This window comes from Photobacterium marinum, assembly GCF_000331515.1.
Lineage (GTDB): Bacteria > Pseudomonadota > Gammaproteobacteria > Enterobacterales > Vibrionaceae > Photobacterium > Photobacterium marinum.
The window spans coordinates 1-24,293 of record NZ_AMZO01000043.1; the positions used below are offsets into that span (position 1 = coordinate 1).

Annotated in this window: 27 protein-coding genes; 16 read left to right on the forward strand and 11 right to left on the reverse strand. The window is 50.3% G+C overall.

Annotated features, from left to right (window positions below):
- Positions 1-377 precede the first annotated feature (377 nt).
- Together C942_RS22755 and C942_RS22760 are read left to right on the forward strand one after the other, a co-directional pair.
- The gene (locus tag C942_RS22755) at positions 378-608 is read left to right on the forward strand and encodes a DUF2789 domain-containing protein (protein WP_007470858.1); all 231 of its coding nucleotides are present in this window, start codon (positions 378-380) and stop codon (positions 606-608) included.
- A gap of 30 nt (positions 609-638) precedes the next feature.
- Entirely contained in the window at positions 639-911 is a 273-nt protein-coding gene (locus tag C942_RS22760) for a hypothetical protein (RefSeq protein WP_007470860.1), read from the forward strand.
- Between the two features lie 96 nt (positions 912-1,007).
- On the opposite strand, the gene C942_RS22765 is transcribed toward C942_RS22760, so the two are convergent.
- Complete coding sequence (locus tag C942_RS22765) at positions 1,008-1,781, reverse strand: Zn-ribbon-containing protein (protein ID WP_007470862.1); 774 nt, start codon at positions 1,779-1,781, stop codon at positions 1,008-1,010.
- 3 nt (positions 1,782-1,784) lie between these two features.
- Complete coding sequence (gene syd, locus C942_RS22770; protein ID WP_007470864.1) at positions 1,785-2,339, reverse strand: SecY-interacting protein; 555 nt, start codon at positions 2,337-2,339, stop codon at positions 1,785-1,787.
- 63 nt (positions 2,340-2,402) lie between these two features.
- Here syd and queF point away from each other — a divergent pair, with 63 nt between their 5' ends.
- The 6 genes from queF to C942_RS22800 all read left to right on the forward strand — a co-directional run bounded on the left by queF (position 2,403) and on the right by C942_RS22800 (position 10,465).
- Positions 2,403-3,248: an NADPH-dependent 7-cyano-7-deazaguanine reductase QueF gene (gene queF / locus C942_RS22775; RefSeq protein ID WP_007470866.1), complete on the forward strand. Its 846-nt coding sequence runs from the start codon at positions 2,403-2,405 to the stop codon at positions 3,246-3,248.
- Positions 3,249-3,470: 222 nt separating this feature from the next.
- Positions 3,471-5,750, forward strand: a complete 2,280-nt coding sequence (locus C942_RS22780) for a tetratricopeptide repeat-containing diguanylate cyclase (protein ID WP_007470868.1) — start codon at positions 3,471-3,473, stop codon at positions 5,748-5,750.
- Between the two features lie 140 nt (positions 5,751-5,890).
- Positions 5,891-7,450 (forward strand): GGDEF domain-containing protein, encoded by a 1,560-nt coding sequence (locus tag C942_RS22785; protein WP_007470870.1) that lies wholly within the window; start codon positions 5,891-5,893, stop codon positions 7,448-7,450.
- A gap of 275 nt (positions 7,451-7,725) precedes the next feature.
- Positions 7,726-9,102, forward strand: coding sequence for a nucleotide 5'-monophosphate nucleosidase PpnN (ppnN, locus tag C942_RS22790; RefSeq protein WP_007470874.1), 1,377 nt, complete (start codon positions 7,726-7,728; stop codon positions 9,100-9,102).
- A 102-nt stretch (positions 9,103-9,204) separates the two neighbouring features.
- On the forward strand, positions 9,205-9,978 hold the full coding sequence (gene xni / locus C942_RS22795; RefSeq protein WP_007470877.1) for a flap endonuclease Xni: 774 nt from the start codon (positions 9,205-9,207) through the stop codon (positions 9,976-9,978).
- A gap of 76 nt (positions 9,979-10,054) precedes the next feature.
- Positions 10,055-10,465 carry a hypothetical protein gene (locus C942_RS22800; protein ID WP_007470879.1) on the forward strand — a complete coding sequence of 137 codons (411 nt, stop codon included), beginning with the start codon at positions 10,055-10,057 and terminating at the stop codon, positions 10,463-10,465.
- Between the two features lie 34 nt (positions 10,466-10,499).
- Here C942_RS22800 and C942_RS22805 read toward each other — a convergent pair whose 3' ends face one another.
- Positions 10,500-10,892 (reverse strand): HMA2 domain-containing protein, encoded by a 393-nt coding sequence (locus C942_RS22805; RefSeq protein WP_036801575.1) that lies wholly within the window; start codon positions 10,890-10,892, stop codon positions 10,500-10,502.
- 118 nt (positions 10,893-11,010) lie between these two features.
- Between C942_RS22805 and C942_RS22810 the strand changes: the two genes are divergently transcribed.
- Genes C942_RS22810 through C942_RS22830 form a run of 5 tightly spaced genes read left to right on the forward strand, consistent with a single transcriptional unit; the run spans position 11,011 to position 14,632 of the window.
- Positions 11,011-11,334, forward strand: a complete 324-nt coding sequence (locus C942_RS22810) for an HMA2 domain-containing protein (protein WP_007470882.1) — start codon at positions 11,011-11,013, stop codon at positions 11,332-11,334.
- 18 nt (positions 11,335-11,352) lie between these two features.
- The gene (locus C942_RS25385; protein ID WP_198287509.1) at positions 11,353-12,006 is read left to right on the forward strand and encodes a YtxH domain-containing protein; all 654 of its coding nucleotides are present in this window, start codon (positions 11,353-11,355) and stop codon (positions 12,004-12,006) included.
- Positions 11,999-12,307, forward strand: a complete 309-nt coding sequence (locus C942_RS22820; protein ID WP_007470889.1) for a hypothetical protein — start codon at positions 11,999-12,001, stop codon at positions 12,305-12,307. Before C942_RS25385 ends, C942_RS22820 begins: the two co-directional genes overlap by 8 nt.
- Entirely contained in the window at positions 12,294-12,575 is a 282-nt protein-coding gene (locus C942_RS22825; protein ID WP_007470891.1) for a YtxH domain-containing protein, read from the forward strand. Before C942_RS22820 ends, C942_RS22825 begins: the two co-directional genes overlap by 14 nt.
- Positions 12,576-12,577: 2 nt before the next feature.
- On the forward strand, positions 12,578-14,632 hold the full coding sequence (locus tag C942_RS22830) for a heavy metal translocating P-type ATPase (RefSeq protein ID WP_007470893.1): 2,055 nt from the start codon (positions 12,578-12,580) through the stop codon (positions 14,630-14,632).
- 86 nt (positions 14,633-14,718) lie between these two features.
- Here C942_RS22830 and rlmM read toward each other — a convergent pair whose 3' ends face one another.
- From rlmM to C942_RS25670, 5 genes are all read right to left on the reverse strand, one after another.
- Positions 14,719-15,801, reverse strand: coding sequence for a 23S rRNA (cytidine(2498)-2'-O)-methyltransferase RlmM (rlmM, locus tag C942_RS22835; RefSeq protein WP_036801579.1), 1,083 nt, complete (start codon positions 15,799-15,801; stop codon positions 14,719-14,721).
- Between the two features lie 9 nt (positions 15,802-15,810).
- Positions 15,811-16,200 carry a DUF423 domain-containing protein gene (locus C942_RS22840; protein ID WP_007470895.1) on the reverse strand — a complete coding sequence of 130 codons (390 nt, stop codon included), beginning with the start codon at positions 16,198-16,200 and terminating at the stop codon, positions 15,811-15,813.
- Positions 16,187-16,873 (reverse strand): alpha/beta fold hydrolase, encoded by a 687-nt coding sequence (locus tag C942_RS22845; RefSeq protein ID WP_007470897.1) that lies wholly within the window; start codon positions 16,871-16,873, stop codon positions 16,187-16,189. Before C942_RS22845 ends, C942_RS22840 begins: the two co-directional genes overlap by 14 nt.
- Entirely contained in the window at positions 16,866-17,774 is a 909-nt protein-coding gene (locus C942_RS22850) for a transcriptional regulator GcvA (RefSeq protein WP_007470899.1), read from the reverse strand. The genes C942_RS22845 and C942_RS22850 overlap by 8 nt, the downstream gene beginning before the upstream one ends.
- A 241-nt stretch (positions 17,775-18,015) precedes the next feature.
- Positions 18,016-18,147 (reverse strand): hypothetical protein, encoded by a 132-nt coding sequence (locus C942_RS25670; RefSeq protein ID WP_007470900.1) that lies wholly within the window; start codon positions 18,145-18,147, stop codon positions 18,016-18,018.
- Between the two features lie 34 nt (positions 18,148-18,181).
- Here C942_RS25670 and csdA point away from each other — a divergent pair, with 34 nt between their 5' ends.
- Both csdA and csdE read left to right on the forward strand, forming a co-directional pair.
- Positions 18,182-19,402 (forward strand): cysteine desulfurase CsdA, encoded by a 1,221-nt coding sequence (gene csdA, locus C942_RS22855; protein WP_007470902.1) that lies wholly within the window; start codon positions 18,182-18,184, stop codon positions 19,400-19,402.
- A gap of 9 nt (positions 19,403-19,411) precedes the next feature.
- Positions 19,412-19,840 (forward strand): cysteine desulfurase sulfur acceptor subunit CsdE, encoded by a 429-nt coding sequence (gene csdE / locus C942_RS22860; RefSeq protein WP_007470904.1) that lies wholly within the window; start codon positions 19,412-19,414, stop codon positions 19,838-19,840.
- A 232-nt stretch (positions 19,841-20,072) separates the two neighbouring features.
- Here the strand turns inward: csdE and tcdA are convergent, their stop codons facing one another.
- From tcdA to C942_RS22875, 3 genes are all read right to left on the reverse strand, one after another.
- Positions 20,073-20,882 carry a tRNA cyclic N6-threonylcarbamoyladenosine(37) synthase TcdA gene (gene tcdA / locus C942_RS22865; RefSeq protein ID WP_007470907.1) on the reverse strand — a complete coding sequence of 270 codons (810 nt, stop codon included), beginning with the start codon at positions 20,880-20,882 and terminating at the stop codon, positions 20,073-20,075.
- A 104-nt stretch (positions 20,883-20,986) separates the two neighbouring features.
- The gene (gene mltA, locus C942_RS22870) at positions 20,987-22,081 is read right to left on the reverse strand and encodes a murein transglycosylase A (protein WP_083882397.1); all 1,095 of its coding nucleotides are present in this window, start codon (positions 22,079-22,081) and stop codon (positions 20,987-20,989) included.
- Between the two features lie 203 nt (positions 22,082-22,284).
- A complete protein-coding gene (locus C942_RS22875; protein WP_007470913.1) occupies positions 22,285-22,683 on the reverse strand; it encodes a DUF2850 domain-containing protein in 399 nt (132 codons plus the stop codon).
- A 264-nt stretch (positions 22,684-22,947) separates the two neighbouring features.
- Here C942_RS22875 and argA point away from each other — a divergent pair, with 264 nt between their 5' ends.
- Positions 22,948-24,273, forward strand: a complete 1,326-nt coding sequence (gene argA, locus C942_RS22880) for an amino-acid N-acetyltransferase (RefSeq protein ID WP_036801587.1) — start codon at positions 22,948-22,950, stop codon at positions 24,271-24,273.
- Positions 24,274-24,293 lie beyond the last annotated feature (20 nt).

Here is a 24,293-nt window from a genome sequence, read left to right on the forward strand (position 1 = left end):
GTTCCGTCAGTTCCTTCCGACAAGGTTCATATTACGCTTTCTCCTCTCCGGAACAACGCCCGGGAAATAATTAAATTTCCCCCACAACCTGACAAACGCAACAAAAGCATTTAAAAACAAACACTTAATTTTAAAGCTAAACCATTATCCTACCGTTTTCTCAAATATGTCTTACGACTTTGTAAGAGATCTCGCACAAAGCAACAAGAAATATGAGTCCTGAAGCCCTTCAACGAAGAAAATACAACGGGCTCACATCACATGACACAGTGAAAATAAGCGCTTGCTTCGAGCCTAATCGTGACTTTATCCCCTCTTGATTCTCTCTATACTTAGGAACATATCAGCCAGTCTTTACAACGGAAATGGAGCAAGTCATGGAAACGTTCAATCACAACCTATCCAGCTTATTCAGCCAGTTAGGCCTAAATAACTCCAAAGAATTCATCGAATCTTTCCTAAGCGAGCACCACCTGGATCAGCACGAGAAACTCACTGAAGCCAGTTTCTGGCAACCCTCACAGAAGCGATTTCTCAAAGAATCCCAGGAGCAGGACGCCGACTGGTGTGAAGTTATTGATCAATTGGATGCTTTGCTACGAAAATAGACAAAACATCCAGCAACGTCAGGAAGCGTTATGTCATCAGAAATTACTCAGGCTTTGGAACAAGCCATCAACTCACTGGTTGCAGAAGGAAAGGAACCATCAGTTGCGCTGATAAAATCCCGCCTTGCCGACCCTTTACCCATGCCGCTGATTATCAAAGCACTGCAAGCATGGAAGAAAAACGCCAAAGTACCGAAAATAGAAAAGAAAGAGCCAACAATCAGCATGGAAGAAAGGGTCAAACAGCTTGAGCAGCAGATCGCAGCACTGACCGCCCGCATTGAGCAGCTTGAAAACAGCTGAGCATACATTCTCAACCGTCAACGCTGATGATTCAGGTTTAAAGAGGATGACAAACAGGGCAAAGCCGTGCCCTGTTTGCTTATCTGACGTATCAGATTATTGGTAGTCCCAGGATAAGTTAGAAACTATCCGGCAGTTATCGCATTTAAAGTGGAAGATGCCGTGTAAAGGTTCATTCTGGTGCCATTCACCGCCACATTTCGGACACGGGCGATTTTTCTCCGCCTCCAGGCTTTCTCCGCCAACCTGGTACTGGTAGTAATAAGTCGGGATCTTAGTGATATATTCAATCCGGCCACGTAAATCCCAGCCACGGCGGAATAAATCACTGTCAACATCACGGATTTCATGTAATGCTGCATGCTCCGCCTGGCAGCCACCAGCCATCTGAATTTCATCACAAGCCTGCCACTCTGTCTGCCACTTCACGACAGCTTTATGATCACCATTTAACGTAGGACCTATCCGGTACAGCGGGATCGGCATCAGGGTTTCACCACAGCGCAGCGGCGAGCAGGTATGAACATAAGTGGTATAAATCACCTGCCAGCTGGGTGAAAATTCTTCCGCCGCCGCTTCTGAGTTAATATCCCGGCCCAGTACCTTAATCTTAGGGCTCAGCAGACAGGCCTGGCTCAGGCGATTCATACAGGCTTTAACACTGTCACTATGAAATTGTGGATGCAGACTTTCCTCCTCTGGGCTCACTACCCTAACCCGGAACATCCCTTCATCCATAACAATCGGAAACTCACGGCCTAAGATCTGGCCGTTGTAGCGCAAAGCATCCAGCAAACCGTTAATCGCCATGTCGACAGCCGACACCGTCGTGTTATCAAAACACTCAAACTGCAATTCAACCACATACATCTGTCAGCATCCCCGCACAACAGGCTGTAGTTCCTGCAAGAAGGTTTCGACATCAGCAGTCAACACTTCTCGGCTATCCTTACCCAGTGTCTCCAAAATAACCTGACCGGTGAGGTTACAAATAGCAATCACCTTATCTTCATCATCCAGCACGCCGATAAATACGGTCGGTTTCTGTTTCAAACGACGCTGCATCACCAGGTGACCCAGAATATTTTCCTGCAACCGCTTTTCATCTGCCTCACTGAAGACCTGAAGCAAGTCGAATTCCAGACCACGGAAACTGGCTGCCATGTCACCACTGAACTGAGCGCCGTAAAACACTTTAATATCTTCGTGAAGGCGAAGCTCTATTCCTCTTTCAACTGCCGCCAGATCGCCCTGGGGATCACGTTTGACCGGCTTCCATGTCACTTCATACCCGGAATCCTGTTCTACACATGGTGATACCAGCCCCACCAAATCTTCACTTCGTGGAAAACCTTGACCTGCATCACACCATGCTTGCAAAAAGCGGGATGAGAAATCAAATAACGCGTCCGCAACGGGATGATTCATTCGCAACCTCATTAAAGATTAAGTAAACTTTGCACATTCTAATCCAAGTGTGTCCAGGACAGTATGAGCAAATATAAAGACGCTAAAGAATTAGCAGGTTTAACTCTCGGCAAGAATACCGAGTACAAAGATCAGTATGACCCATCACTTCTTCAGCCGGTACCTCGCAGCCTGAACCGTGATGATCTTGCCCTGGGCGAAGACCTGCCATTTACCGGCTATGATATCTGGACACTGTATGAACTGTCCTGGCTCAATAGCAAAGGTCTGCCACAAGTGGCGATCGGTGAAGTTCGCCTGCCAGCATCCAGCCCGAACCTTATTGAATCCAAGTCATTCAAGCTCTACCTGAACAGCTTCAACCAAACCCGCTTTGCCTCATGGCAGGAAATCGCTGATATCCTGCAAAAAGATCTGAGTGATTGTGCCGGTGCCACTGTCGATGTGACTGTCCAGCCACTATCTGACTTCGATGACCAGCCAATTGCCAACTTCGCCGGTGAGTGCATCGACGATCAGGATATTGAAATTACTGACTACAGCTTCAACCCGGATCACCTTGAAGGTGCCGCTGAAGGTGAGATTGTAACTGAAGAGCTGAACAGCCACCTGCTGAAATCAAACTGCCTGATCACCAGCCAGCCGGACTGGGGAAGCGTTAAAATTTCATACAAAGGTAAAAAGCTGAACCGTGAAAAACTGCTGCGCTACCTGATCTCATTCCGTAACCACAATGAGTTCCATGAACAGTGTGTTGAGCGTATTTTCACTGACCTGATGAAATACTGTCAGCCAGAACTACTGACCGTTTATGCCCGCTATACCCGTCGCGGCGGTCTGGATATCAACCCGTACCGTACCAATCAAGGTAAGACGCCAAGCAACAACGATCGCTTGGCTCGTCAGTAACAGGTCATCATTCCTGAATCCTACCAATCCCGCTGTACCCCTTATCGGAAAGCGGGATTGTTATATTCTCCCGACTGATATTCCTTCCCAAATTGCTGCGAAAGTAATAAAAAACATATTGTTTCTGCTGATTAAATTCAGCAAATTCGAGTACTTTGCTGGACTTGATTGAGCAAGCCAGTAATATTAGACCCAGAGTTTTTTTGGGGTTTAAGAATAAGTATGTATCTGCGCCGTTGGCTGGTAAGTGTGCTATTTGTCCTGGCCGCTTCGTTTAATGTAAGTGCCAAAATCTACACCACACCAATTTTGGCGGATGCCAACGAGCTGTTACAAACCAGTCCGGATAAAACTGTAGAAATCACTGCCAGCTATCTGGAACAGCGCCGTATGAGCAACCCCACGGAGCTGTCACGGGTACACGTTAACGACGAAGCCGACCACACTATCCGTACCCCACTCAATACAATCAATGCACTTCAGCTTCAGGCTCGAGCTTATTCCCTGCTCAATCAACCTGAAGAAGCCTTGCAGGCAGTCAAACTAGCCGAACAGCTGGCAATCGAAAATACCCTCTCGTTCACTCTACTTGAAAGCCGCCTGATCCATGCCCACATCTACTGGGAAAATTTAAAAAATAGCTCGATTGCCCTGAGCATGCTGGATCAGGTTGATCAGGAAATAGACCAGTCCGAAACCCTGCAGCTGACTAAACAAATTAAGGTATTGGAATACCAGTCACTAATGCAGCGCGCTGTAATCGAATCAGAGCTGAACAATGAAAATAAGGCTGAGAAGTTATTTACCCGCGCCAAGCGATTTTTGGTAAAGCTTGATGACAACAATGAACTTATCAACTACCAGTTGACCGTCGGCCACCATTACCTGCTGCACCGTCATTTTGACCTTGCTCTCGATCGTCTGCTTAGTGGTTACTGGCTGGCTGTCGAACAAGACAACAATGCTCTCATTGCCATGGCAAACTATGAACTGGCCAGTCTGTTCGAACAACGCAAAGTCTTCGATAAAGCGCTGGAGCACGCCACTCAGGCCGGAGAATTTTTTGAACACTTCAACCGTACCATGCCACTGGCCAAAACCCTGGCCCTAATCGCCTCTATTTACGAACAACAGGGGCGCTATAACCTGGCACTGGTACACTACTTTAATGCCCTTGATCAGGAAACTCAGCTAAAACACGAGATCCGCTCGGCACGGCTGCGCCTGAGTATTGCCCGTGTCTACCTGCAACTTTATAACTACCCAAAAACCGAACAATACCTCCAACATACCCGCCAATTGGCGAAACAAAGCGGCAACGAATCAATTCAGGCAGAAGCCCAAATCCTGCAAGGAAAGCTGGAACTGGCCGAAGGCCACATTGATAAAGCGGTATCAAACCTGCAGTCCGGTCTGATTGCAGCCAGCCGACTCGGTGATCTGGACTTACAATTGATGGGCGAATCTGTATTGTCCACAGCCTTCGAACAGCAAAACGACTACTACAATGCCCTGTTAAGTCAGCGCCGCTACGAACAGCTGTTCTCCAGCAAGCAGGAAGATCAGGTTAAAAGTAATGTCGAAGTCTTCAAGCAGCAGCAACGTATGCTTGAACGCTCCCTGCAGTTGGAAGAGATGGAACGACAGCAGTTTGAGAGCGAAAAAGCTCTCTATACCCAGCAGAAAATCACCGTTTTCCTATTGAGCGTTATCCTTGTCATGCTCATTGTACTGTGGCGTCGTCACCGAGTTGCAAAACAGCTTCAGGGACGCCTGCTTCGTCTGCGTACCGAGTTCTACACTCACCCACGCAGCGGCCTGCGTAACCTGCGGATGCTTAATGCCCGCCTGCCTAACTCCCTACAACAAAGCAGTGCCAACTTCGAACAGTGGCATCTAGGTGAGATCATCAACGAGCCACTCAGCGACAGATTACGCTTTGCCCTGTTTGAGGTCCCTTTCCTCAAGCATATTTACCTCAAGCACGGCTACCAGCACGGGCTGGAACTGGAACGTCAGTTTGGTGACTACCTCCAGGAGCAGGTGTGCGAACCGGCGCGCCTCTACCACTTCTCCGACAACATGTTCCTGTATATCGAACCAAACTCGCGTCTGGATACCGATCCAAACCAAATGGCCAATTCTGTTCAACAGCTTGTCGATAACTTCTTTGGTCAACGCAATCTTGATAACCGTGTCCGTATAGGCTTGGCAGAGTATCCATTCCTGCCACGCGCGTATACTGCCATCAACGATCATGAGCTGCTTGATATCCTATTGATGGCCGCCAATGCTGCCCGCCAGATCAGCAAAAAAGAAAGTGGCAGCCAGTGGGTTCACCTCAGCGCTATTGATGCTGCGCCGGCAGCCAGCTTTGCCAGCGACAATATCCGCAAAGCCTGCCAGCAAGGCATAGATAACGGTTTGGTTAAAGTCCAAAGCTCCTCATCCGTCAACATTGTCTGGAACAGTGATCACGAATCTGACAAAAAGCTCAGTTAAACTACAATTGAACTCCTAGTTAGTGCTGATAGCTATGAATTATCGAGTCAATTTTGCTAGCATGATTAGCCAGTCTGAGTAGGCTGGCCATTGGATGGCTTTAATTTTGGCGTTTGCCTTAAAGGTTTGTTTGCACCAACGTGACTGATATCAATGCCGTAGCTTCTGAAGTGAGTAAGTTGAAGCTGCGTTTAGACCAAGCTCAATTGACCTATCGCGATGCTTCTCTGAAGTCCCGTCGTGAAATCGTCATACTCAAGCGTCTAATCAGCCGTTTGTCTGTTGCCTGCAAAGGCCTAGATAATGAGCTAGATGAGAAGCTCTGTGAGCTGCGTACTGAACTGGAGCAGCAAAAAGACGTCAGTAAGCTTATCCCTAGACTGGCCGTTATCGAACGCCTTGTTACCCGCCAGGCTTCTTTCACCGAAAACGAAAACCACCTTTTAGAGCAGCAAATCTTCCACAGTGGTGAAACACTCAAACGTCTTCCCGGCCTTCCGGCTCAACTGAAACGTGAACTCCGCAACCTACTGGGACAGCCATCCGATACCCTGGTTCAGACCCACAAACATACAGTCCGGTTACTGGAGCTGTATGAACGCGCCCTAAAGCTGATGTCAGTCTCGAATAATGCCATGGTGATGAAAGACGCCCTGGACCATGACCTTCAGCTCCAGCTGACCAATGAACTCCAGCGGCTGATCACTGAACTAGATTTCGACGGTGACGACGGCGAAAGACTGATGAACATCCGTAACCGGCTTCTCTTAGGCGTTTCCCCTAAAACGCTTATCGAACTCTCACTGGAAGTACTGCGGCTTGTTTTAGACGGTACTCACAATGAGCGACGCTCATCACAACATTTCCTGGATGGCATCAACAGCGATCTGGCAACCTTGCAGAAAACCACCAACCAAAGTGTCGGCCAAAGTTCGGCTTTGTATGAACATCGCAATGAAATGACGTCAGAACTGGCAACCCTGGCAGGTACCATCAAGCAGGGACTGGGTGAACACAAAAACCTTGAAGCCTGGCGTCCGGCACTGACCGACCTGACCAAAGAACTTCTGGTGCTTGCCGAGCGCAACAAGGCTCTGGAAAAAAGAGAAAAAGCACTGATTGAGCAACTCAGCTACAACGAAGGCAAAATCAACGGCCTGTTTGAACAGACCCAAGACTACCGTCGGCGACTCAATGATCAGGAACGTAAGATGTTCCTCGATAACCTGACCCGGGTCTATAATCGTGCCGCCCTGCACGAGCGCCTGGAACACGAATACCGCCGCTGGCTGCGTTACCAACACCCGCTGAGTGTTGTGATGATCGATATCGACCACTTCAAGGAAGTCAATGACAATTACGGTCATCTTGCTGGTGATAAGGTGCTGAAAATCATTGCTCGTACCATTCGACAAAACCTGGAAGAAACCGACTTCATCGCCCGTTTCGGCGATGATGAATTTATGCTCATCCTGCCGGATGTCAGTGAAGAAGAGCGAACTAAACGACTGACAAAGATCCGGGAGAGCATCACCCAACTGCCATTCCGGTTCAGAGATCAAAATGTCTCAATCACAGTCTCTATCGGTGCCACCCTGTTCCACGGCAATGATACCCCGGACGATATTCTTGAACGTACCGGCAAAGCCCTGTTCAGCGCCAAAACTGCCGGTAACAACCGCATGTTGTGGATCTCATAACCACTAAAATGTACTAACACGGCTATCATCTGTCACATCAATTTCTGGTCAAATCACCTGACCCTGTGTATGGTGAATATTATCAGGCAGAACAATTACCTGTTCTAAAACGGCCAATAGCAACTTATTGTCTTGCCTGCTGATTTTTAAGAACACGATGCCCATTTGCGTCTTCCTTAAAAACCTCTGAATACTCTCTCCGGACATGTTCACCGACAAACTATCAACCATCAAAGCGTGAACGTAGCCGTATTATCATGACCAGGGAGGTTAACATGATTACTCATATCAGCCCTGTCGGGGCCATGGACCTGCTTTCCCAACTGGAAGTAGATCGCCTGAAAGCTACGGCATCCAGTGACCTGTACCGCCTATATCGCAACTGTTCGCTGGCAGTACTAAACTCCGGCAGCCACACCGATAATTCAAAAGAGCTACTGGAGCTGCACAAAAGCTTTGATGTCAACGTAATGCGCAGGGAACGTGGAATTAAGCTCGAGCTGGTGAACCCGCCAGAAGATGCTTTTGTGGACGGCAAAATCATCCGTGGAATTCAGGAACATATGTTCTCAGTGCTGCGTGACATCGTCTACGTCAATATGCATGTCGAGCTGCGCAAGGATCTTAACCTGACCAGCGCACCGCACATTACCAATTTCATTTTCAGTATCCTGCGCAACGCCAAAACAGTCCGCTCGGGCGTTGATCCGAATATTGTTGTCTGCTGGGGCGGCCACTCCATTAACCAAATTGAGTTTCAATACACCCGCGAAGTCGGCCACGAACTGGGTTTACGGGAACTGAATATCTGTACCGGTTGCGGTCCAGGCGCAATGGAAGGGCCGATGAAAGGCGCTGCCATCGGCCATGCCAAACAACGTTATAACCAAAGCCGTTTTATCGGCCTGACCGAACCGTCAATCATTGCTGCCGAGCCGCCAAACCCGATTGTTAACGAACTGGTGATCATGCCGGATATAGAAAAACGCCTCGAAGCCTTTGTCCGGGTCGGCCATGGTATTGTGATCTTCCCGGGCGGTGCAGGTACCGCCGAAGAGCTACTGTATATCCTCGGTATCCTGATGCATCCCGAAAACAAAGGTCAACCATTCCCACTGGTTCTGACCGGACCTAGGGAAAGTGAACCTTACTTCCGAACCCTGGATGCCTTTGTCAAAGATACCCTCGGCGAAGACGCCGCTAAACACTATGAGATCGTGATAGATGACCCGGCGAGAGTAGCCCGGATCATGAAAAATGCCATGCCGCTGATCAAAGAGCAGCGACTGGCTACCGGTGACGCCTATACATATAACTGGTCACTCAAGATCCCGCCGGAGTTCCAGCTACCGTTTGAGCCGACCCATGAATCCATGGCCGGTCTTGATCTGCACATGAACCAGCGGCCGGAACAACTGGCTGCCAACCTACGCCGGGCGTTCTCCGGCATTGTAGCCGGTAATGTCAAAGAAGAAGGGATCAAAGAAATCGAACGCAAAGGTCCGTTCCAGATCAATGGTGACCTGAAACTAATGAAACGGATGGACAAGCTGCTACGCAAATTCGTTGATCAGCAAAGGATGAAACTGCCGGGTACGGCTTATGTGCCATGCTATGAGATCATCACCAATAATAACCATAACGGAAAATAACATCAGAACAGATTTCCTCCCTATGGAGGTTACACTCTGATGCCACAATGCGTACAATAAAGGGCCTGTATCGGCCCTTTATTTTTCTGCTAAGCCACTGCTATGTCTATTCATCTTGTTGTTATTGATGCCCTGAACCTCATCCGCCGCGTCCATGCCGCCCAGCATGGCGAACCCGACGTTGCCAATACCGCACGAGTATGTTGCCAGGCACTAAGCAAAATCATCAGCAGTAGCAATCCAACCCATATTGTTGCGGTATTTGACCACCACGGAGAAGATCGTGGCTGGCGGGCCGAACTGTTACCCGGTTATAAAGAAGGCCGAAAGCCGATGCCGCAAGAATTGCTCGAAGGCATGGATATGATCCAGGATGCCTTCATGGAGATGGGGATCGACTCTCTGCTTTCTGACGGTGATGAAGCTGATGATTTGGTTGCGACCCTGGCACTAAAAGTGGCCGACCGCGATCAGCAGGTTACCATTATTTCGACTGATAAAGGTTATTGTCAGCTACTGCGCCCGACCCTGCGGATCCGGGATTATTTCCAGCAGCGCTGGCTCGACAGCCCGTTTATTGAAAAAGAATTCGGGGTAAAACCGGAACAACTGCCGGACTACTGGGGACTAGCCGGTATCAGTTCCAGCAAGATCCCAGGGATAGCGGGTATTGGCCCTAAAGCTGCCGTTGAACTCCTGTCACTTTACCCTAACCTAGAAGCGATTCTGGCTGCCGACGATCTGCCGCCAAAGTGGAAAAAGAAAATCGACGGTCATCATGAAGAAGCAATTGCTAGCAAACAGGTATCCCAACTGAAAACCGATCTCCAACTGGGCTTTAACTTGCAGGATATCCGTTATCAAATAACGGCATAAACAGCAGGTACGGACTAGGAATAACGACCTTGAAGAGCTACGATACTGAGAATAAATATCAATCTCAGGTCATATTATGGGTAGTTCGCTGAAGGCTTTGATAAAAGCACCAAAGAAGGTAAAAAAGAAATCCACCAAAGCCCTGAAGGCGCTGCAACCAAAGCATTATTCCGCCCCTCAATCACAGACCTCTTCCGGAACAGTCAGCGACGAGCTGGCTGATATTGCCCGCCAGGCGGGAACTGATGCACTGACAGAGCTGGCAACACCGTTACAGCCGTTGTTGTCATGGTTTAATGAAGGTAGCAGTGGATATGCCAACCAGACACTCAGCACCTCAACGCGTTTAACCTCTGTCGCCACGCCTCCAGGCAACAGGGCAAACTCACCGGCTTTGCTTCGTTTGCCGCTAAAATCGCCCCCGTGTAAGCGATGCCCGGCACTCATCGGTGATATATGCAAATGTGCCGCAAAGCGATTGGGGTAACCGCCAACCGAAAATATAGAGAATAACGCAGGCCTTAAACTGCGCTGCTTACAACTCGCATCGCAACCGGCCCTATTGCCTTTTTCAACACCATCATGGCCATTCCGCGGCATAACGTATGAGTCCCGGCGCGAACCGCATTTTCCACCAACTCTTTACGTTGCGATGAACGAAGCCAGCCATGGCTCTCCACCGTTTCCATCAAAACCTCAGCATCCACAACGTTTGAATCAAATACAATCGCGACAGAACCGGCATAACGTTTATGGCGTACTGACGTAATTCCCTCTATTTTCTCAAGCTGTTCAATGAGTTCCTTCACTTCCTTCGGGTGCTCGCGGATGAAATCAGAGCGAAATCGAAGACGGTTAGCTGTACGGTGGATATAAGGCTGCATAAGCGACTCTGCAATAATAATTATTGTCATTTAGATTACCGTTTTAGATCTAATTCGCAAATCATTTCATTGATCTATCTCAATATTTACAAAAGTAGCTAATGCCAGAATCCTGCGACCATAATCATAATGAATAAAATCGCCTGAAATGGAAAAAGAGCTCTATCCCACACTGCTGGCACTTCGCCAGTTTTTAACCGTTGCCCACCATATCCCTGGCCGCATTCGCCTGAAATTCAATATCGGTATTTTGCAGCAACTTGCCGGTTTTGATCTCGGCCAGGCAAAAGGTGCCATCAGCAACTTTCCGGCACTAAAAGACTACCGCATCAACCTGGCTACCAGCAGCGTCGTGATCGAATATGACCATACGCTGGTTAACCCGACACTGGTTGATTCCCTGTTTGCGGACGATGAGCCATCTTTCCGCAGTGCCGTATCAGAAATCCATACCCTCGCACTATCCCTATAACCAATAAGAGAAATAACTATGTCTGATCAAAACCAGCCTCAGGATCCGTGGCAAGGCATGCCGTACCCGCCTCAGGGACAGGCAGCATGGCCTCACCATCCACCTCACATGCATGGCTACCCTTATCCTCCACATCCTCATCACGCCATGCCGCCACACGGTTACCATCCACACCCGGGTTATCACCACCCATACGGTTACCCACCAGTACCGCCGCACCACTACCACGGTATGCCGCCACACCATCCGGAACACCATGAATCTCATCCGGAGCATGACGCACTGTTCCAACAGGCTCAGGGCATGCTGGAAGGTGTGATGGGTGAACAGGCAGGAATCTTCAAGGATTTGATGCACAAGATGGGCGTCGATGACAAAGAATTCTGGAAAGGTGCGATGATCGGTGCCGCAGCCGCACTGGTGCTGAGCAATGAAAACGTCCGCAACAACCTGCTGCAAATGCTGAGCGGTGCGGGTGACATGCTTAAAACGGGCGGTTCAAAAGTTAAAGACACAACAGTCAATACTGCACAGAATGTGTCTGACAACATCCAGATGGGAAATGAAATTTTCCGCGATACCTTCAATGCAGGTAAACAAGGCTTCCAGGAGTCTGTAGCTCGCCACCGCGACCCACAGGACCCGGCACAAACCGAGCCTGACTATGAGTAACAGCCGCGATCAACTCAGTCCGGCCAGCCGGGCCATGCTGGTTGGTGCCCTGCTCGGCGGCAGCGCCTCAGGCGTGCGTCAGTGGCAGGCCTGCCAGCAGGGTGAAGTCGAAGTCAATGACGCAGTACAACAAGTATTGCGAGATGCCGGTAAAGCCGCCCTTGCCAGTGGCGCTGCTACGGCCATTGCCGATCGCCTGGCTGGCCGCCCGGTGCTCTCCATGCTGACAATCCTCAGCGCAGGCGCAGCCGGTCTCTACCTGCTTGACGAATTACAAGGAAAATCCCATGAAGAAAACTAACTATTCCCCTTATTACTACGGTATGCCAACACCACCTCCGGCAAACTACCGCCAGAAAAACAGCCGCAGCCACCTGGTTACCGGTATCGTAGCCGGTGCAGCAGTTGCCTACCTGCTCAGCAATAAAAAAGTACAGTCCAGCCTGGCATCCACCGGCTCAAAAGCCTGGTCAGCCGTGCGCGGTGAAGTTGAAGAGCTTAAAGAACGTCTGGAAGATACTCAGGCAGAACTGGAGTACTACCGCAACCTTCACAAAGAGCAAGACTGATTGTGATTAAGCTGATCCACCATATTCCAGGCCGGGCCCGTTTCCGCCTGCCTGAACTGGCGGCCAACCCGGATACCACCTCGTGGCTGAAAAAAGGTCTGATGGGGATTCAGGGTGTCAGCCAGATCCGCGTCAACGAGGCCGCCTGCAGTATCACTATTCATTATGATACCCAACTGCTGAACCCGGAACGTCTGGAAGAACGCCTGACCCTGCTTGACTGGAGCGAATCCGAAACCGGTGAACACGAACATGAGTTCACCCGCGGCGAAATCGCGCTGAATGTCATCGGTACCCTGGCTGCCAGCCTGTTACCGGGACGCTGGGGCAGTCTGCCGACTCTGCCTTTGATTGCACCGACTATTCAGGAAGGCATTGAAAGCCTTACTGAAGGCAAACTCAAAGTTGAAGCGCTGGATGCCATAGCCATCGGCCTTGCCAGCTCGCGCGGCGACTACCGCACAGCCATGCTGACCCAGTCACTGCTGACGCTGGGTGAGTATATGGAGCAGGAAACCAGCCGCAACAGCGACCGCGTACTTTCTGAACTGATGACACCAAACACCAGCCAGGTCTGGGTTAAGCGTGACGGTGAAACTCTCCAGATCAGTTCAGATGACATCCGTGAACGTGAAGTGATCTTGTTAGGCCCGGGGGATTCGGTTCCGGCTGACGGCAGGATTCTGAACGGCACTGCGCTGGTTAACCAGTCATCGCTGACAGGTGAAAGTGTCCCTGTGCGCCGGGAGCCTGACGCCTACCTGTACTCAGGTACAGTGATCCAGGACGGTAATATCACCATGCAGGCAGATAAAGTAGGCTCTGAAGCCACAACGGCTCGCATTGCCCACTTTATCGCCGAGTCACTCTGCCAGCAGAGTGAAACCCAACAGGTTACCCAGCAGATGGCTGACCGCCGAGTGAAAATCACCCTGGGTGTCGGTGCAGCTGTGTTTGCCCTGACCCGTGATATCAACCGTCTGGCTTCCGTGTTCCTGGTTGACTATTCCTGTGCGCTGAAACTCAGCACGCCGGTAACCTTCAAGTCAATCATGTACCGTGCTGCACAGCAGGGCATTCTACTGAAAGGCGGACGCGCCATTGAGCAGCTGGCGGAAATCGATACCTGTGTGTTCGATAAGACCGGCACCCTGACCTATGGCGATATGGAAGTAACGGATGTGGTCTGCTTCAACGAGCAGGACTGTACCCGTGAACTACTGGCCATTGCCGCTTCAGTTGAAGAGCACTGCCAGCACCCGTTATCGCAGGCAATTGTCAACGCTGCCAAGCATCATGACCTGCCGCATATCGAACACGGTGAAGTGGAATATGTTATTGCCCACGGCCTGCGCAGTACCTTAAACGGTATGCCACTGGTCATCGGCAGCCGCCACTTCCTGGAAGCCCATGAACAGGTTGATTTCAGCAAGGCCGAGTCACAAATCGCCGATCTGGAACAGCACGGTCGCCATCTACTGTATGTGTCGAGCAACCATGAGCTGGTCGGGATTATCGGCCTGCGTGATCACCTGCGTCCGGAAGTCGCTGAAGTACTGAGTCAATTACGTGAATCCGGCATCAAACAGCTTGTTCTGCTGACCGGCGATAAAACCAGTAAAGCCAATGAGATTGGCAAGCGCTTTGGTTTTGACCTTGTCTATGCCGAGGCGACGCCTGAAAGCAAATCGTCAATCGTCGAAAACCTGCAACAGGCTGGTCATCACGTTATGTTCATCGGTGACGGTGTCAATGATGCCCCGGCACTGGTTCAGGCCGATGTCGGTATGGCAATGGCGCAAGGTACGGAACTTGCCCAGCAGACCGCCGATACTGTTTTGCTGAACAGCACGCTGCACGGCGTTGCCGAATCCCGCCAGTTGGCCATGGAGGCAATGAAGCTGGTGAAAAGCAACATCCGCCTGGCTGAGGTAGTTAACAGCGGCATCATGCTGGCAGCAGCCTTTGGTAAGCTGTCACCAGCCGCCAGTGCCATACTGCACAACGGTACGACCCTTGCGGTTCTGTTGCGTTCCCTGGCTGCCCGTAACGGCTGATCCAGTCACGTTACAATTTGGCCATAATAAAAAACGCCATCATGATGATGGCGTTTTTTACAGGTATCTTCAGGTAATAATCCTGATTAATGTGGCGAGCGACTGTCCAGACGCTCAATGTGTACCGTGATTTCTTCACGGTCATGGTACAGATGCTTCGCCTGCAGCTTGAATTTCACACCGTTCTGGATCAGGTACAGCTTCAGGTTTTCGATATCCTGCAGTACCTCATCGTAACGACCTTTCATCGGCAGTTTCAGGTTGAAAATCGCTTCTTTCGCCCAGGCCTTGATCAGCCAGTCACCCATCAGGTGAGCAACTCGCGCCGGCTTTTCAACCATGTCACAAACAATCCAGGTCACGTTCTTGCGTGGCGGCTCAAACTTAAAGCCATCAACAGCATGGTGTTTCACCTGGCCAGTTTCCATCAAACTGTCAGCCATCAGACCATTATCAATGGCATGAACAAACATCGAACGCTTCACCAGCTGATAAGTCCAGCCCCCCGGACAGGCACCCAGATCCACGCCCCACATACCCGGAGCCAAACGCTCATCCCACTCTTCACGAGGAATGAAGACATGGAAAGCTTCTTCCAGCTTCAGAGTTGAACGGCTTGGCGCATCTGTCGGGAATTTCAAGCGCGGGATACCCATGAAGAACTGCGAGTTGTTGTTCGTATAGGAGTAACCGACATAACAACAGCCCGGTGCAATGAAGCACAAGTGCAGCACAGGTTTTTTCGGGTTGTCTTTGTTATACAGCGCCCCTTGTTTACGCATAGCCTGGCGCAGTGGCACCGTAAATTTACGGCAGAACTTCAACAGCTCTTTTGCTTCGTTGGTGTCCGGCGTTTCAACACGCAGATCGCCACAGCGTGGGAAGTCTTCAACCGCTTCCAAAATTGGCGAAATACGATCGTCCTGCGGCAGATCAGTCAGCAGAGTTGAAACTGCAATCATCTGACGGGCGAAAATCAGCTCAGAGAATGGCTGCAGCTGAATGAACTTATCGGCATCACCCTGCTGGTAGAACTCAAACACCACATAACCGGTGTTGTTCTTAGCACGAGGAAAACCATACAGCTCCAGTGCATTGGCTTTGTCTTGAACTTCCCCGGCACATTCTTTCTCAAAGCCAGGACGGCAGTACAACAGAACTTGATTCACTTTCAACCCTCAAGCTGTTCGCCAGGCAGCTACTGCAAGTACCACCCAGCCAATAATAAAACACATGCCCCCGATTGGAGTGATGGGGCCAAACCACTTTATGCCCGTCAGCACCAGCGCATACAGGCTGCCGCTGAAGCACAATATCCCCGTTGCAAAAAACAGGGCTGCGTATGATACCGCTTTTGTCGGCATAATGCGCAACCAAATTCCACATCCCATCATGGCAAGGCTGTGCCAGATTTGATACTGAACGCCGGTTTTAAACACATCCAACATATCGGCCGATATCCGCGCTTTAAGCCCGTGAGCAGCAAAGGCCCCAAGAGCGACTGCCAGTGCTGCGCTAATCGCCGAGAAAAACAGGATTTTTCCCGGCCAGCTCTTATTCACTGGCATCGACACACTCCCGAATAAAGGCAGCTAATAATTCCACTGCCTGTTCCCAGTTCTGTCGCTCTGTCAGCCCGGAAGCTTTTCTTGGCTTGAAACCGTGGTCACCGTCTGGCAGATATTTGATACGAACCGAATCGGCAAACTGCCAGCCTTCGACTTCAGCACGGGTACCGAATGTATCGCGCTCTCCCTGAAGGATCAGGGTTGACAGAGTCGTATCCTGCAAATGCCCGCCGCGGAAATTATCCGGCTTGCCCGGCGGATGAAAAGGAAAGCCCAGGCAGGCAACACCGCTCACTTTTTCGAGGCAGTTTTCGACATCCGGAGATTCTGCGGCAATATCGGACACCATCAGGCTGGCCATTCGGCCTCCCATGGATTTACCGCCAATCACCAGTTTGCCCTCGTCAGCAAAGGCATCAATATGACGCTGAAAGTCCAGCAGCAGTTTTGGCTGGCGATCCGGCGGACGCTTCTTGCCATCCTCGCGGCGCTTCACCATATAAGGGAAATCGAACCGGATAACCCGAATGCCGTGTCCGGCCAGGCCTTTGGCAATCGCCGTCATAAACTCATGATCCATGCCAGCACCGGCGCCGTGAGCAAACAGAAACGTTGCTACGGCATCTTTGCTGTCAGGCCCGTCAATTAAATACTCAGGTAATACATCAGACATCCGGCATATCCTCTTGTTCACGGGCTGCTTTCGCCAGTACCCAGTCACGGAAGATCTGAATACGACCGGTCTCCGCCTGCTTCTCCTGGCACACCAGGTAGAAAGCGTTCTTGCTCATCAGAACTTCATCGAACGGACAGACCAGACGACCGGCTTCCAACTCCGGTTGCGCCAGTACATTGTTACCCAAGGCAATACCCTGACCGTGTACTGCCGCCTGCAATACCATGGTCGAGTGACTGAAGATCGGCCCCTGGTTTACATTGGTACCAGTAATTTCATGGTGGCGGACAAAGTTCTTCCATTCTTTACGGGAAGTATCATGAAGCAAAGTATGGTTTTTGAGGTCTTCGAGGGAGCGCAGCGGCTTCGGGCCGGTCAATAGCATTGGTGAACAGACGGGGAGCAGAAATTCCTGATACAACTTGTCGGCACGCAGCCCCTGCCAGTTACCACGACCATAATAAATAGCCACATCCACATCATCGGTCAGCGAACCTTCATCCAAATCCACCGCTTTAATGCGAACATCAATATCCGGATGCTGCTCATTGAAATCCGCCAGCCGAGGAACCAGCCATTGGATCGCAAAACTAGGAGGTAAACTAATGGTTAATGCACCTTTTGCACCTCGCTCCAAGACTTTATCCGTGGCATCTGAGATTGCAGAAAAGATGTCTTTGATGTCCAGAAAATAACTCTGGCCTTCTTCAGTCAACAACAAAGATCGGTTGCGGCGGCGAAACAGCTTAAGTCCCAAAAACTCTTCGAGAGCCTTAATTTGGTGGCTTACAGCGGCTTGAGTAACGAACAATTCTTCAGCAGCACGGGTAAAACTCAGGTGCCTTGCTGCCGCTTCGAACACTTTTAATGAATTTAAAGGAGGTAGACGTCTTGACATACTTTTCCTGCATTAGTTTTTTTTATGGCAAACATTATAAATTGTCCATTGCCGGAGTGCTACATAAACCCTATGATTTGCATCGCAACGGTGAGAGAGGTTCAGTTTTGCCCCCTCGGCATCTTAACTCTCAGTCATAGTTGCGATGTTGTGTTTGCATATTGTCCGGGTTGTGCCGGACGGGTAGTCAATCTACCACTTTTACTTCCTGTATTTTTGACCTGTCTGTCAAAGTTTATTGTTAGCACTGTGCCCCAACACGGTGCTTTTTTTTATCTGTTTTTCCCCAATTCGCCACATTATCAATACCAACACCGTTATAATTAGCCTGAGCCAGCTGATAATCCCTTGCTCTTATGGCAAATAATGGCATGATCGCCACCTCCTTTTTCGCAATGTGACTCACCATGACTGTTCAATTTGATATCAACCAAATCCGCCAGCAGTTCCCGGCACTTGCCCTGGAATGCAACGGCCAGCCGCTTGTCTATCTCGACAGTGCAGCGACAACCCAAAAGCCAACAATTGTTATCGAAACCATCCGACAGTACTACAGCGGTCACAATGCTAATGTTCACCGAGGCAGCCATGCCCTGACGGCTGCAGCAACCACACAATTTGAACAGGCACGCGAAACTGTCCAGCGCTTTATTAACGCCAGACAAAATAAAGAGATCATCTGGACTCGGGGTGCAACCGAAGCTCTGAACCTTATTGCCCAGACCTACGCCCGCCAGAACCTCAAACCGGGTGACGAAATCCTGGTGAGCGAACTGGAACACCACGCCAATATCGTACCGTGGCAAATCGTGGCGGAGCAGACCGGAGCCAAAGTCGTTAAAATTCCGATGAAACCGGATTGCACCTTAGATATGGACGCCTTCCACCAGCGACTAGGCGATCAGACTAAAATTGTCGCCGTTGCCCATGTCACCAATGTAACTAGCACCCGAAATCCGATTGAGGAAATCATTGCTGCCGCCCACCAATATGGCGCAATCGCGGTAATCGACGGTGCCCAGGCAGTCGCACATGAAACAGTAGATGTTCAGGCTCTTGATGCTGACTTCTATGTGTTCTCCGGCCACAAAATCTTTGCCCCGGCAGGGATCGGCGTGCTTTACGGTAAATTTGAGCTGCTGGATGCGATGCCGCCATGGCATGGCGGCGGTAAAATGGTAGAAAAGGTCTCGTTCGAAGGCACAACGTTTTCAGCCGTTCCGGGGAAATTTGAAGCCGGAACACCGAACGTTGCCGGCAGTCTGGCACTGGCCGCAGCTATCGACTGGCTGACCAGCCTGGATCGCCAGACCGCCGAAGACCATATCCACCACCTGCGCCAGAAAGCACTGGAAGGCATCAAAGATATTGAAGATCTGCGCATTATCGGCCTTCAGCCGGATGCCAGCCTGTTTTCCTTTGTGGTTGACGGCGTTCACCATCAGGACATCGCAACTCTGCTTGATCAGCAAGGCATTGCCCTTCGCGCCGGGCACCACTGTGCCCACCCGATGCTGGATGCTCTTGGTCTGAGCGGTACCCTGCGGGTATCTCTGGCACTATATAATACAGAACAAGATGTTGAACGCTTTGTTGCAGCCCTGCACAAAGCGTGCAGCCTGCTTTAGGAGAAACTGATGAGCCTACCACACCACCCTTTCGGCACAGATATCACCAGCGACCAGATTGTTAACCAAATGTCCGCAGCCAATGGTTGGGAAGACAGATACCGCAATGTTATTCAGCTTGGTAAGAAGCTGCCTGCACTGCCGGAAGAGCTGAAGCAGGACCAACTGAAAGTAAGCGGCTGTGAAAGCCAAGTCTGGCTGGCCCACCAGCAGGAGGGAGAAGTGTTCCACTTTGCCGCCGACTCCGATGCCCGCATCGTCCGCGGCCTGATCACTCTGGTACTGGCGGCTTACGAAGGCAAAACAGCAGAAGAAATCAAAGCCTTTGATATTGATGGCTACTTTGACAGCCTTGGCCTGATGGCCCACCTGAGCCCGTCCCGTGGCAACGGCCTGAAAGCCATTGTTGAGCAAATCAAAGCACTGGCCGACGCATAACGGGCTGTTTCCGAAAACACTCCGGACAACAGAAATAAAAAAGCGAGAGCCTCACAACTCTCGCTTTTTTTATACCAATCGGAATAAGTAAGTATTCAGATAATTGCGCAGGAAAAATCGCCTAGGACAAGGAAGAGTTTGCCGTAACTAGTGGTGCTAATTACAAAAATTCTAACGCAGTAATAGATGATTTTAACAAGCAAGAATGATCAAACACTTATACTGATTGGTATCATTTGAGGTGCTTTTCAATCAGCTTATTCAGAATACGCGATACCGCGACAAAACCGAACGTGGCGGTGACCATAGTCGCGGCACCGAATCCGCTGGCGCAGTCCATACGCTTCGGCCCTTCGGCTGATGCCTTGGCACTGCATACCGAACCGTCTGCCTGCGGGTATTTCAGTTGCTCAGTCGAGAACACACACTCGATACCGAATTTGCGCTTCGGATTTTTCGGGAAGTTATGGTGACGACGTAAAGTATCACGCAGCTTCTTCGCCAGCGGGTCCTGAATAGTTTTAGTCAGATCGGCAATCTGGATCTGAGTCGGGTCAATCTGTCCACCCGCACCACCCGTGGTGATAACTTTGATTTTGTTGCGCTTACAGTATGCCAGCAGTGCCGCTTTCGGCTTCATGCTGTCGATGGCATCCAGCACATAGTCAAAACGACCATCAATATATTCAGCAATATTTTCCGGGGTAATAAAGTCATCAATCAAATTAACTTTACATTCCGGGTTAATCAGCTTAATTCGCTCAGCCATCACTTCAATTTTGCTCTGACCGACTGTACCTGTCATGGCATGGATCTGACGGTTAATGTTAGTGACACAAACATCGTCCATATCAATCAGGGTCAGCTCGCCGACACCGGAACGCGCCAGCGCTTCCGCAGCCCATGAACCCACACCACCGATACCGATAACACACACATGGGCAGCACGCAGTATTTCTACTTCACTGTTACCGTACAGGCGGCGAGTACCACCAAAACGCTGGTTGTAGTTGTCAGAAGCCGGGGTATCTAATTCACGCATAACTTTCAGTCGTTCAGATAAAGAATGAGCGCGTTTTATACGCGCTCTGATAACAATTGTCCAGCCTGTGGGCCAGGCAAACTTGCATTATTGCCTATGAAGGTCTACCCGCCAACATTCTGCCATGGACTTCCGGTCTGGCTGCCCTCAAGCCCCAGCTTCCATACCCGGCCGTAATGTTTGTAATGGCCGGCATCAAGCCCGGCTTGCGGCCCCATACCATGGTAGAGATCCAGATGGTTTTTCTTCACCGCACCGCCAGTATCCAGCGCCATTAATAATTTAAGCACATGCTGGCCGTTCCAATTGCCCTCGCTGTCAAGCTGCGGCACTTCTGCCAACAACACACTACCCATCGGCAGGTATTCACGATCCGCCGCGACTGAAGCGTGGGCCTGAAGCGGAATACCGGCTGTCCCCATTACATCCAGGCTGTCTTGTGGTTTGAAGAACACAAAAGACGGGTTCTGCTCCAGCAGCTCCCTTACAGAAGCGTGATCCTGCTGGCTGACCCAATCTTTAATGGCTTTGAGCGACATCTTCTCGCGTGGAACTTCATCACGCTCAATCAGCACCTTACCGATACTGACATAAGGATGACCGTTCTTGCCGTTATAAGCGAAATACTGCAGCTGGTCGTTATCTTCAAAGTGAACAAAGCCACTGCCCTGCACTTCCATCATGAAGATATCCAGCATCGAAGCGCTGTAACCCAGTTCCAACCCAAGTCCTTCAAGCGCACCGGCGTAAATATCGGCACGGGTCGGACACTGCTCTTCACATTTCGGCATGGCGTAAACCGGATAGCGGAATTTTTCATTCGGCTCATGGCGCAGTTCAATCACCGGCGAGAAGTAACCGGTAAACATGACATTACCGAAATCATCAGCACCGCCCATCTGGGCTATCTGGATGCCGTAATTACTCAGTTGTGTCGGGTCACCACTATCCTCAGCCCACTTCTGAAGGTGCTGATAAAGCGGCTGATACTTTGCAGCCATTGACGGCGAACGCTCCAATACCAGCTCCATCTGCTGTTCAAACTGGCTGTAATCCCTCGGTTTATCAGACTCTACCGTCGATACCTGATTTAATACCTGGTCAAAACGGCCATCAATATATTGCTGACCATGGTCTGTCGGCCTGGCACAACCGACCAGACCCAGAATTAACATTGCAATTGTTGCTTTACGAAACACGGTAAAGACCTATGAAATAATTAGGATATTTTCATCGCAAGTATGCACAAAGCGATGACGGCATGAAAGTAAGAATGTTTAACACTTTGTATAAAACAATATGTCAGAGCTCTGTCTTTTATCAAAAACAGTTACCTGCGACAGCAACAAAACTTAACGGAGCCGACAGTTTTCAGGAAGGAAAGGGAAAGAGATGAGTAAAATTATGTGCAATTGAGCAGGCAATGATCAGGATCGCCTTCACGGGCAAAAGACGAAATGTAATGCGCCGGCTGCTGACGAACCAAACGGCCTTCATGAAGCTTATAGACATAGGTGTCATCACCCTTACGATAACTGAGAATCTCACCATCCCAATCATATCGAGTGGTAACCTGACGACCACCGACAAACACACCCTCCGGGCGAATTTCAAAACGGTCAGCAACATAAGGGGCAACTTCTTTTTCTACCCAAACACCGTTGATATCAGGAGGCGGCTCCTGACCAAGCGTTTGTGCATCAATAGCGCCAACTGCAAGCATGGCTGAGAAGAGAAAGCCGATCGCAACACCCGCCACAACGAAGGCAAACTGCATTTTCATTTTCTGGTTTTTCTTCATAGGGCGGATTCTCAATTTGATCAATTCTGAATATACCTCAAGCAAGTCAGTTTTCGACAAAATGAACAATATGGAGTACGACAACGAGATCTTGAATCCAAAAAATCCGCTTTGATGCTGAACGGTACTGCTTGAACCAACCACTATTATCAGCGACTATGCTTGCATAATTATTAAGCATTTTTCGACGATAAACTGAATGATGCCTCACACTAATAGCAGCCTAATAACAAATCACTCAATAAATAACACGGATGTATGACAGTGAAGCTACGAAGTACCGATTTGGTAAAAGGATTTCGCCAATCCGCACCGTACCTCAACGCCCATAACGGCAAAACAATAGTGATCATGCTCGGTGGTGAAGCCATTGCCGACAGCAACTTCCCCCGTATTGTTAATGATATCGCCTTGCTGACCAGCCTTGGCCTGCGCATCGTGCTGGTTTACGGCGCCCGACCGCAGATCAATCAATTGCTTGAGGCGCATAACGTTTCCAGTCCTTATCACAAACGGATCCGAGTCACCGATAAGCGCACCCTTGAGCTGGCGAAACAGGCTGCCGGACAGCTCCAGCTCGATATCACCGCTCGTTTTTCCATGGGGCTGAACAATACCCCGATGGCTGGCTCGCAGATCCATATCGTCAGCGGCAACTTCATTATTGCCCAGCCGCTCGGGGTTGATGACGGTACCGACTATCACAACAGTGGCCGGATCCGACGCATAGACTGCCAGGCTATCAATCGCCAGCTTGAACAAGGTGCCGTTGTCCTGCTGGGACCAATCGCCAGCTCCGTCACCGGCGAGTGCTTCAACCTCACTTCAGAAGAAGTTGCCACCCAGCTCGCAATCCGCCTCAAAGCCGATAAGCTGATCGGCTTCTGCTCCGAACAAGGAGTGCTTAATGATGACGGTAGTGTCGCCTCAGAGATGCTGCCTCACGAAGCAGAACAAGCCCTGCAAAAGCTGATAGAAAATGATGCTGACGACTGCGGTACAGGACGCTTCCTGCGTGGCGCAATCACAGCCTGTCTGGCAGGCGTTCCCCGCAGCCACCTGATCAGTTACAAAGAGGATGGCGCGCTGATCCAGGAGCTGTTCTCCATCGACGGTATCGGCACCCAGATAGTTATGGCCAGTGCCGAGAAGACCCGCCAGGCTGGCATTGATGATATCGGCGGAATACTGGCCCTAATCCGCCCGTTGGAGCAGGACGGAATTCTGGTACGCCGCTCACGGGAACAGCTGGAGCAAGAAATCGGGCAATTTACCATTATCGAGCGCGATGGTCTGATCATCGGCTGTGCCGCCCTGTACCCGTTTGAAGATGAAGGAATGGCGGAGATGGCCTGTGTCGCCATTCATCCCGATTACCGCGACGGCGACCGGGGCGTTATCCTGCTCAACAAATTACGCCAGCAGGCTAAAAGCATTGGCCTGAAGCAACTTTTCGTCCTGACTACCCGTAGCCTGCACTGGTTCCTGGAACAGGGATTTTATGAATCCAGTGTCGATCAGCTGCCGATGGCCAAAAAAGCCCTCTATAACTTCCAGCGCCGCTCTAAAATTTTAATTCTGGAGCTATAGCTTCAAACATCGCCTCAAAC

What these genes read in the sequence shown, in the direction of transcription:
- C942_RS22755 (WP_007470858.1), top strand. Translation starts at nt 378, where the DNA reads ATGGAAACGTTCAATCACAACCTATCCAGCTTATTCAGCCAGTTAGGC.
- C942_RS22760 (WP_007470860.1), top strand. Translation starts at nt 639, where the DNA reads ATGTCATCAGAAATTACTCAGGCTTTGGAACAAGCCATCAACTCACTG.
- C942_RS22765 (WP_007470862.1), bottom strand. Translation starts at nt 1,781, where the DNA reads ATGTATGTGGTTGAATTGCAGTTTGAGTGTTTTGATAACACGACGGTG.
- syd (WP_007470864.1), bottom strand. Translation starts at nt 2,339, where the DNA reads ATGAATCATCCCGTTGCGGACGCGTTATTTGATTTCTCATCCCGCTTT.
- queF (WP_007470866.1), top strand. Translation starts at nt 2,403, where the DNA reads ATGAGCAAATATAAAGACGCTAAAGAATTAGCAGGTTTAACTCTCGGC.
- C942_RS22780 (WP_007470868.1), top strand. Translation starts at nt 3,471, where the DNA reads ATGTATCTGCGCCGTTGGCTGGTAAGTGTGCTATTTGTCCTGGCCGCT.
- ppnN (WP_007470874.1), top strand. Translation starts at nt 7,726, where the DNA reads ATGATTACTCATATCAGCCCTGTCGGGGCCATGGACCTGCTTTCCCAA.
- xni (WP_007470877.1), top strand. Translation starts at nt 9,205, where the DNA reads ATGTCTATTCATCTTGTTGTTATTGATGCCCTGAACCTCATCCGCCGC.
- C942_RS22800 (WP_007470879.1), top strand. Translation starts at nt 10,055, where the DNA reads ATGGGTAGTTCGCTGAAGGCTTTGATAAAAGCACCAAAGAAGGTAAAA.
- C942_RS22805 (WP_036801575.1), bottom strand. Translation starts at nt 10,892, where the DNA reads ATGACAATAATTATTATTGCAGAGTCGCTTATGCAGCCTTATATCCAC.
- C942_RS22810 (WP_007470882.1), top strand. Translation starts at nt 11,011, where the DNA reads ATGGAAAAAGAGCTCTATCCCACACTGCTGGCACTTCGCCAGTTTTTA.
- C942_RS25385 (WP_198287509.1), top strand. Translation starts at nt 11,353, where the DNA reads ATGTCTGATCAAAACCAGCCTCAGGATCCGTGGCAAGGCATGCCGTAC.
- C942_RS22820 (WP_007470889.1), top strand. Translation starts at nt 11,999, where the DNA reads ATGAGTAACAGCCGCGATCAACTCAGTCCGGCCAGCCGGGCCATGCTG.
- C942_RS22825 (WP_007470891.1), top strand. Translation starts at nt 12,294, where the DNA reads ATGAAGAAAACTAACTATTCCCCTTATTACTACGGTATGCCAACACCA.
- C942_RS22840 (WP_007470895.1), bottom strand. Translation starts at nt 16,200, where the DNA reads ATGCCAGTGAATAAGAGCTGGCCGGGAAAAATCCTGTTTTTCTCGGCG.
- C942_RS22845 (WP_007470897.1), bottom strand. Translation starts at nt 16,873, where the DNA reads ATGTCTGATGTATTACCTGAGTATTTAATTGACGGGCCTGACAGCAAA.
- C942_RS22850 (WP_007470899.1), bottom strand. Translation starts at nt 17,774, where the DNA reads ATGTCAAGACGTCTACCTCCTTTAAATTCATTAAAAGTGTTCGAAGCG.
- C942_RS25670 (WP_007470900.1), bottom strand. Translation starts at nt 18,147, where the DNA reads ATGCCATTATTTGCCATAAGAGCAAGGGATTATCAGCTGGCTCAGGCT.
- csdA (WP_007470902.1), top strand. Translation starts at nt 18,182, where the DNA reads ATGACTGTTCAATTTGATATCAACCAAATCCGCCAGCAGTTCCCGGCA.
- csdE (WP_007470904.1), top strand. Translation starts at nt 19,412, where the DNA reads ATGAGCCTACCACACCACCCTTTCGGCACAGATATCACCAGCGACCAG.
- tcdA (WP_007470907.1), bottom strand. Translation starts at nt 20,882, where the DNA reads ATGCGTGAATTAGATACCCCGGCTTCTGACAACTACAACCAGCGTTTT.
- C942_RS22875 (WP_007470913.1), bottom strand. Translation starts at nt 22,683, where the DNA reads ATGAAGAAAAACCAGAAAATGAAAATGCAGTTTGCCTTCGTTGTGGCG.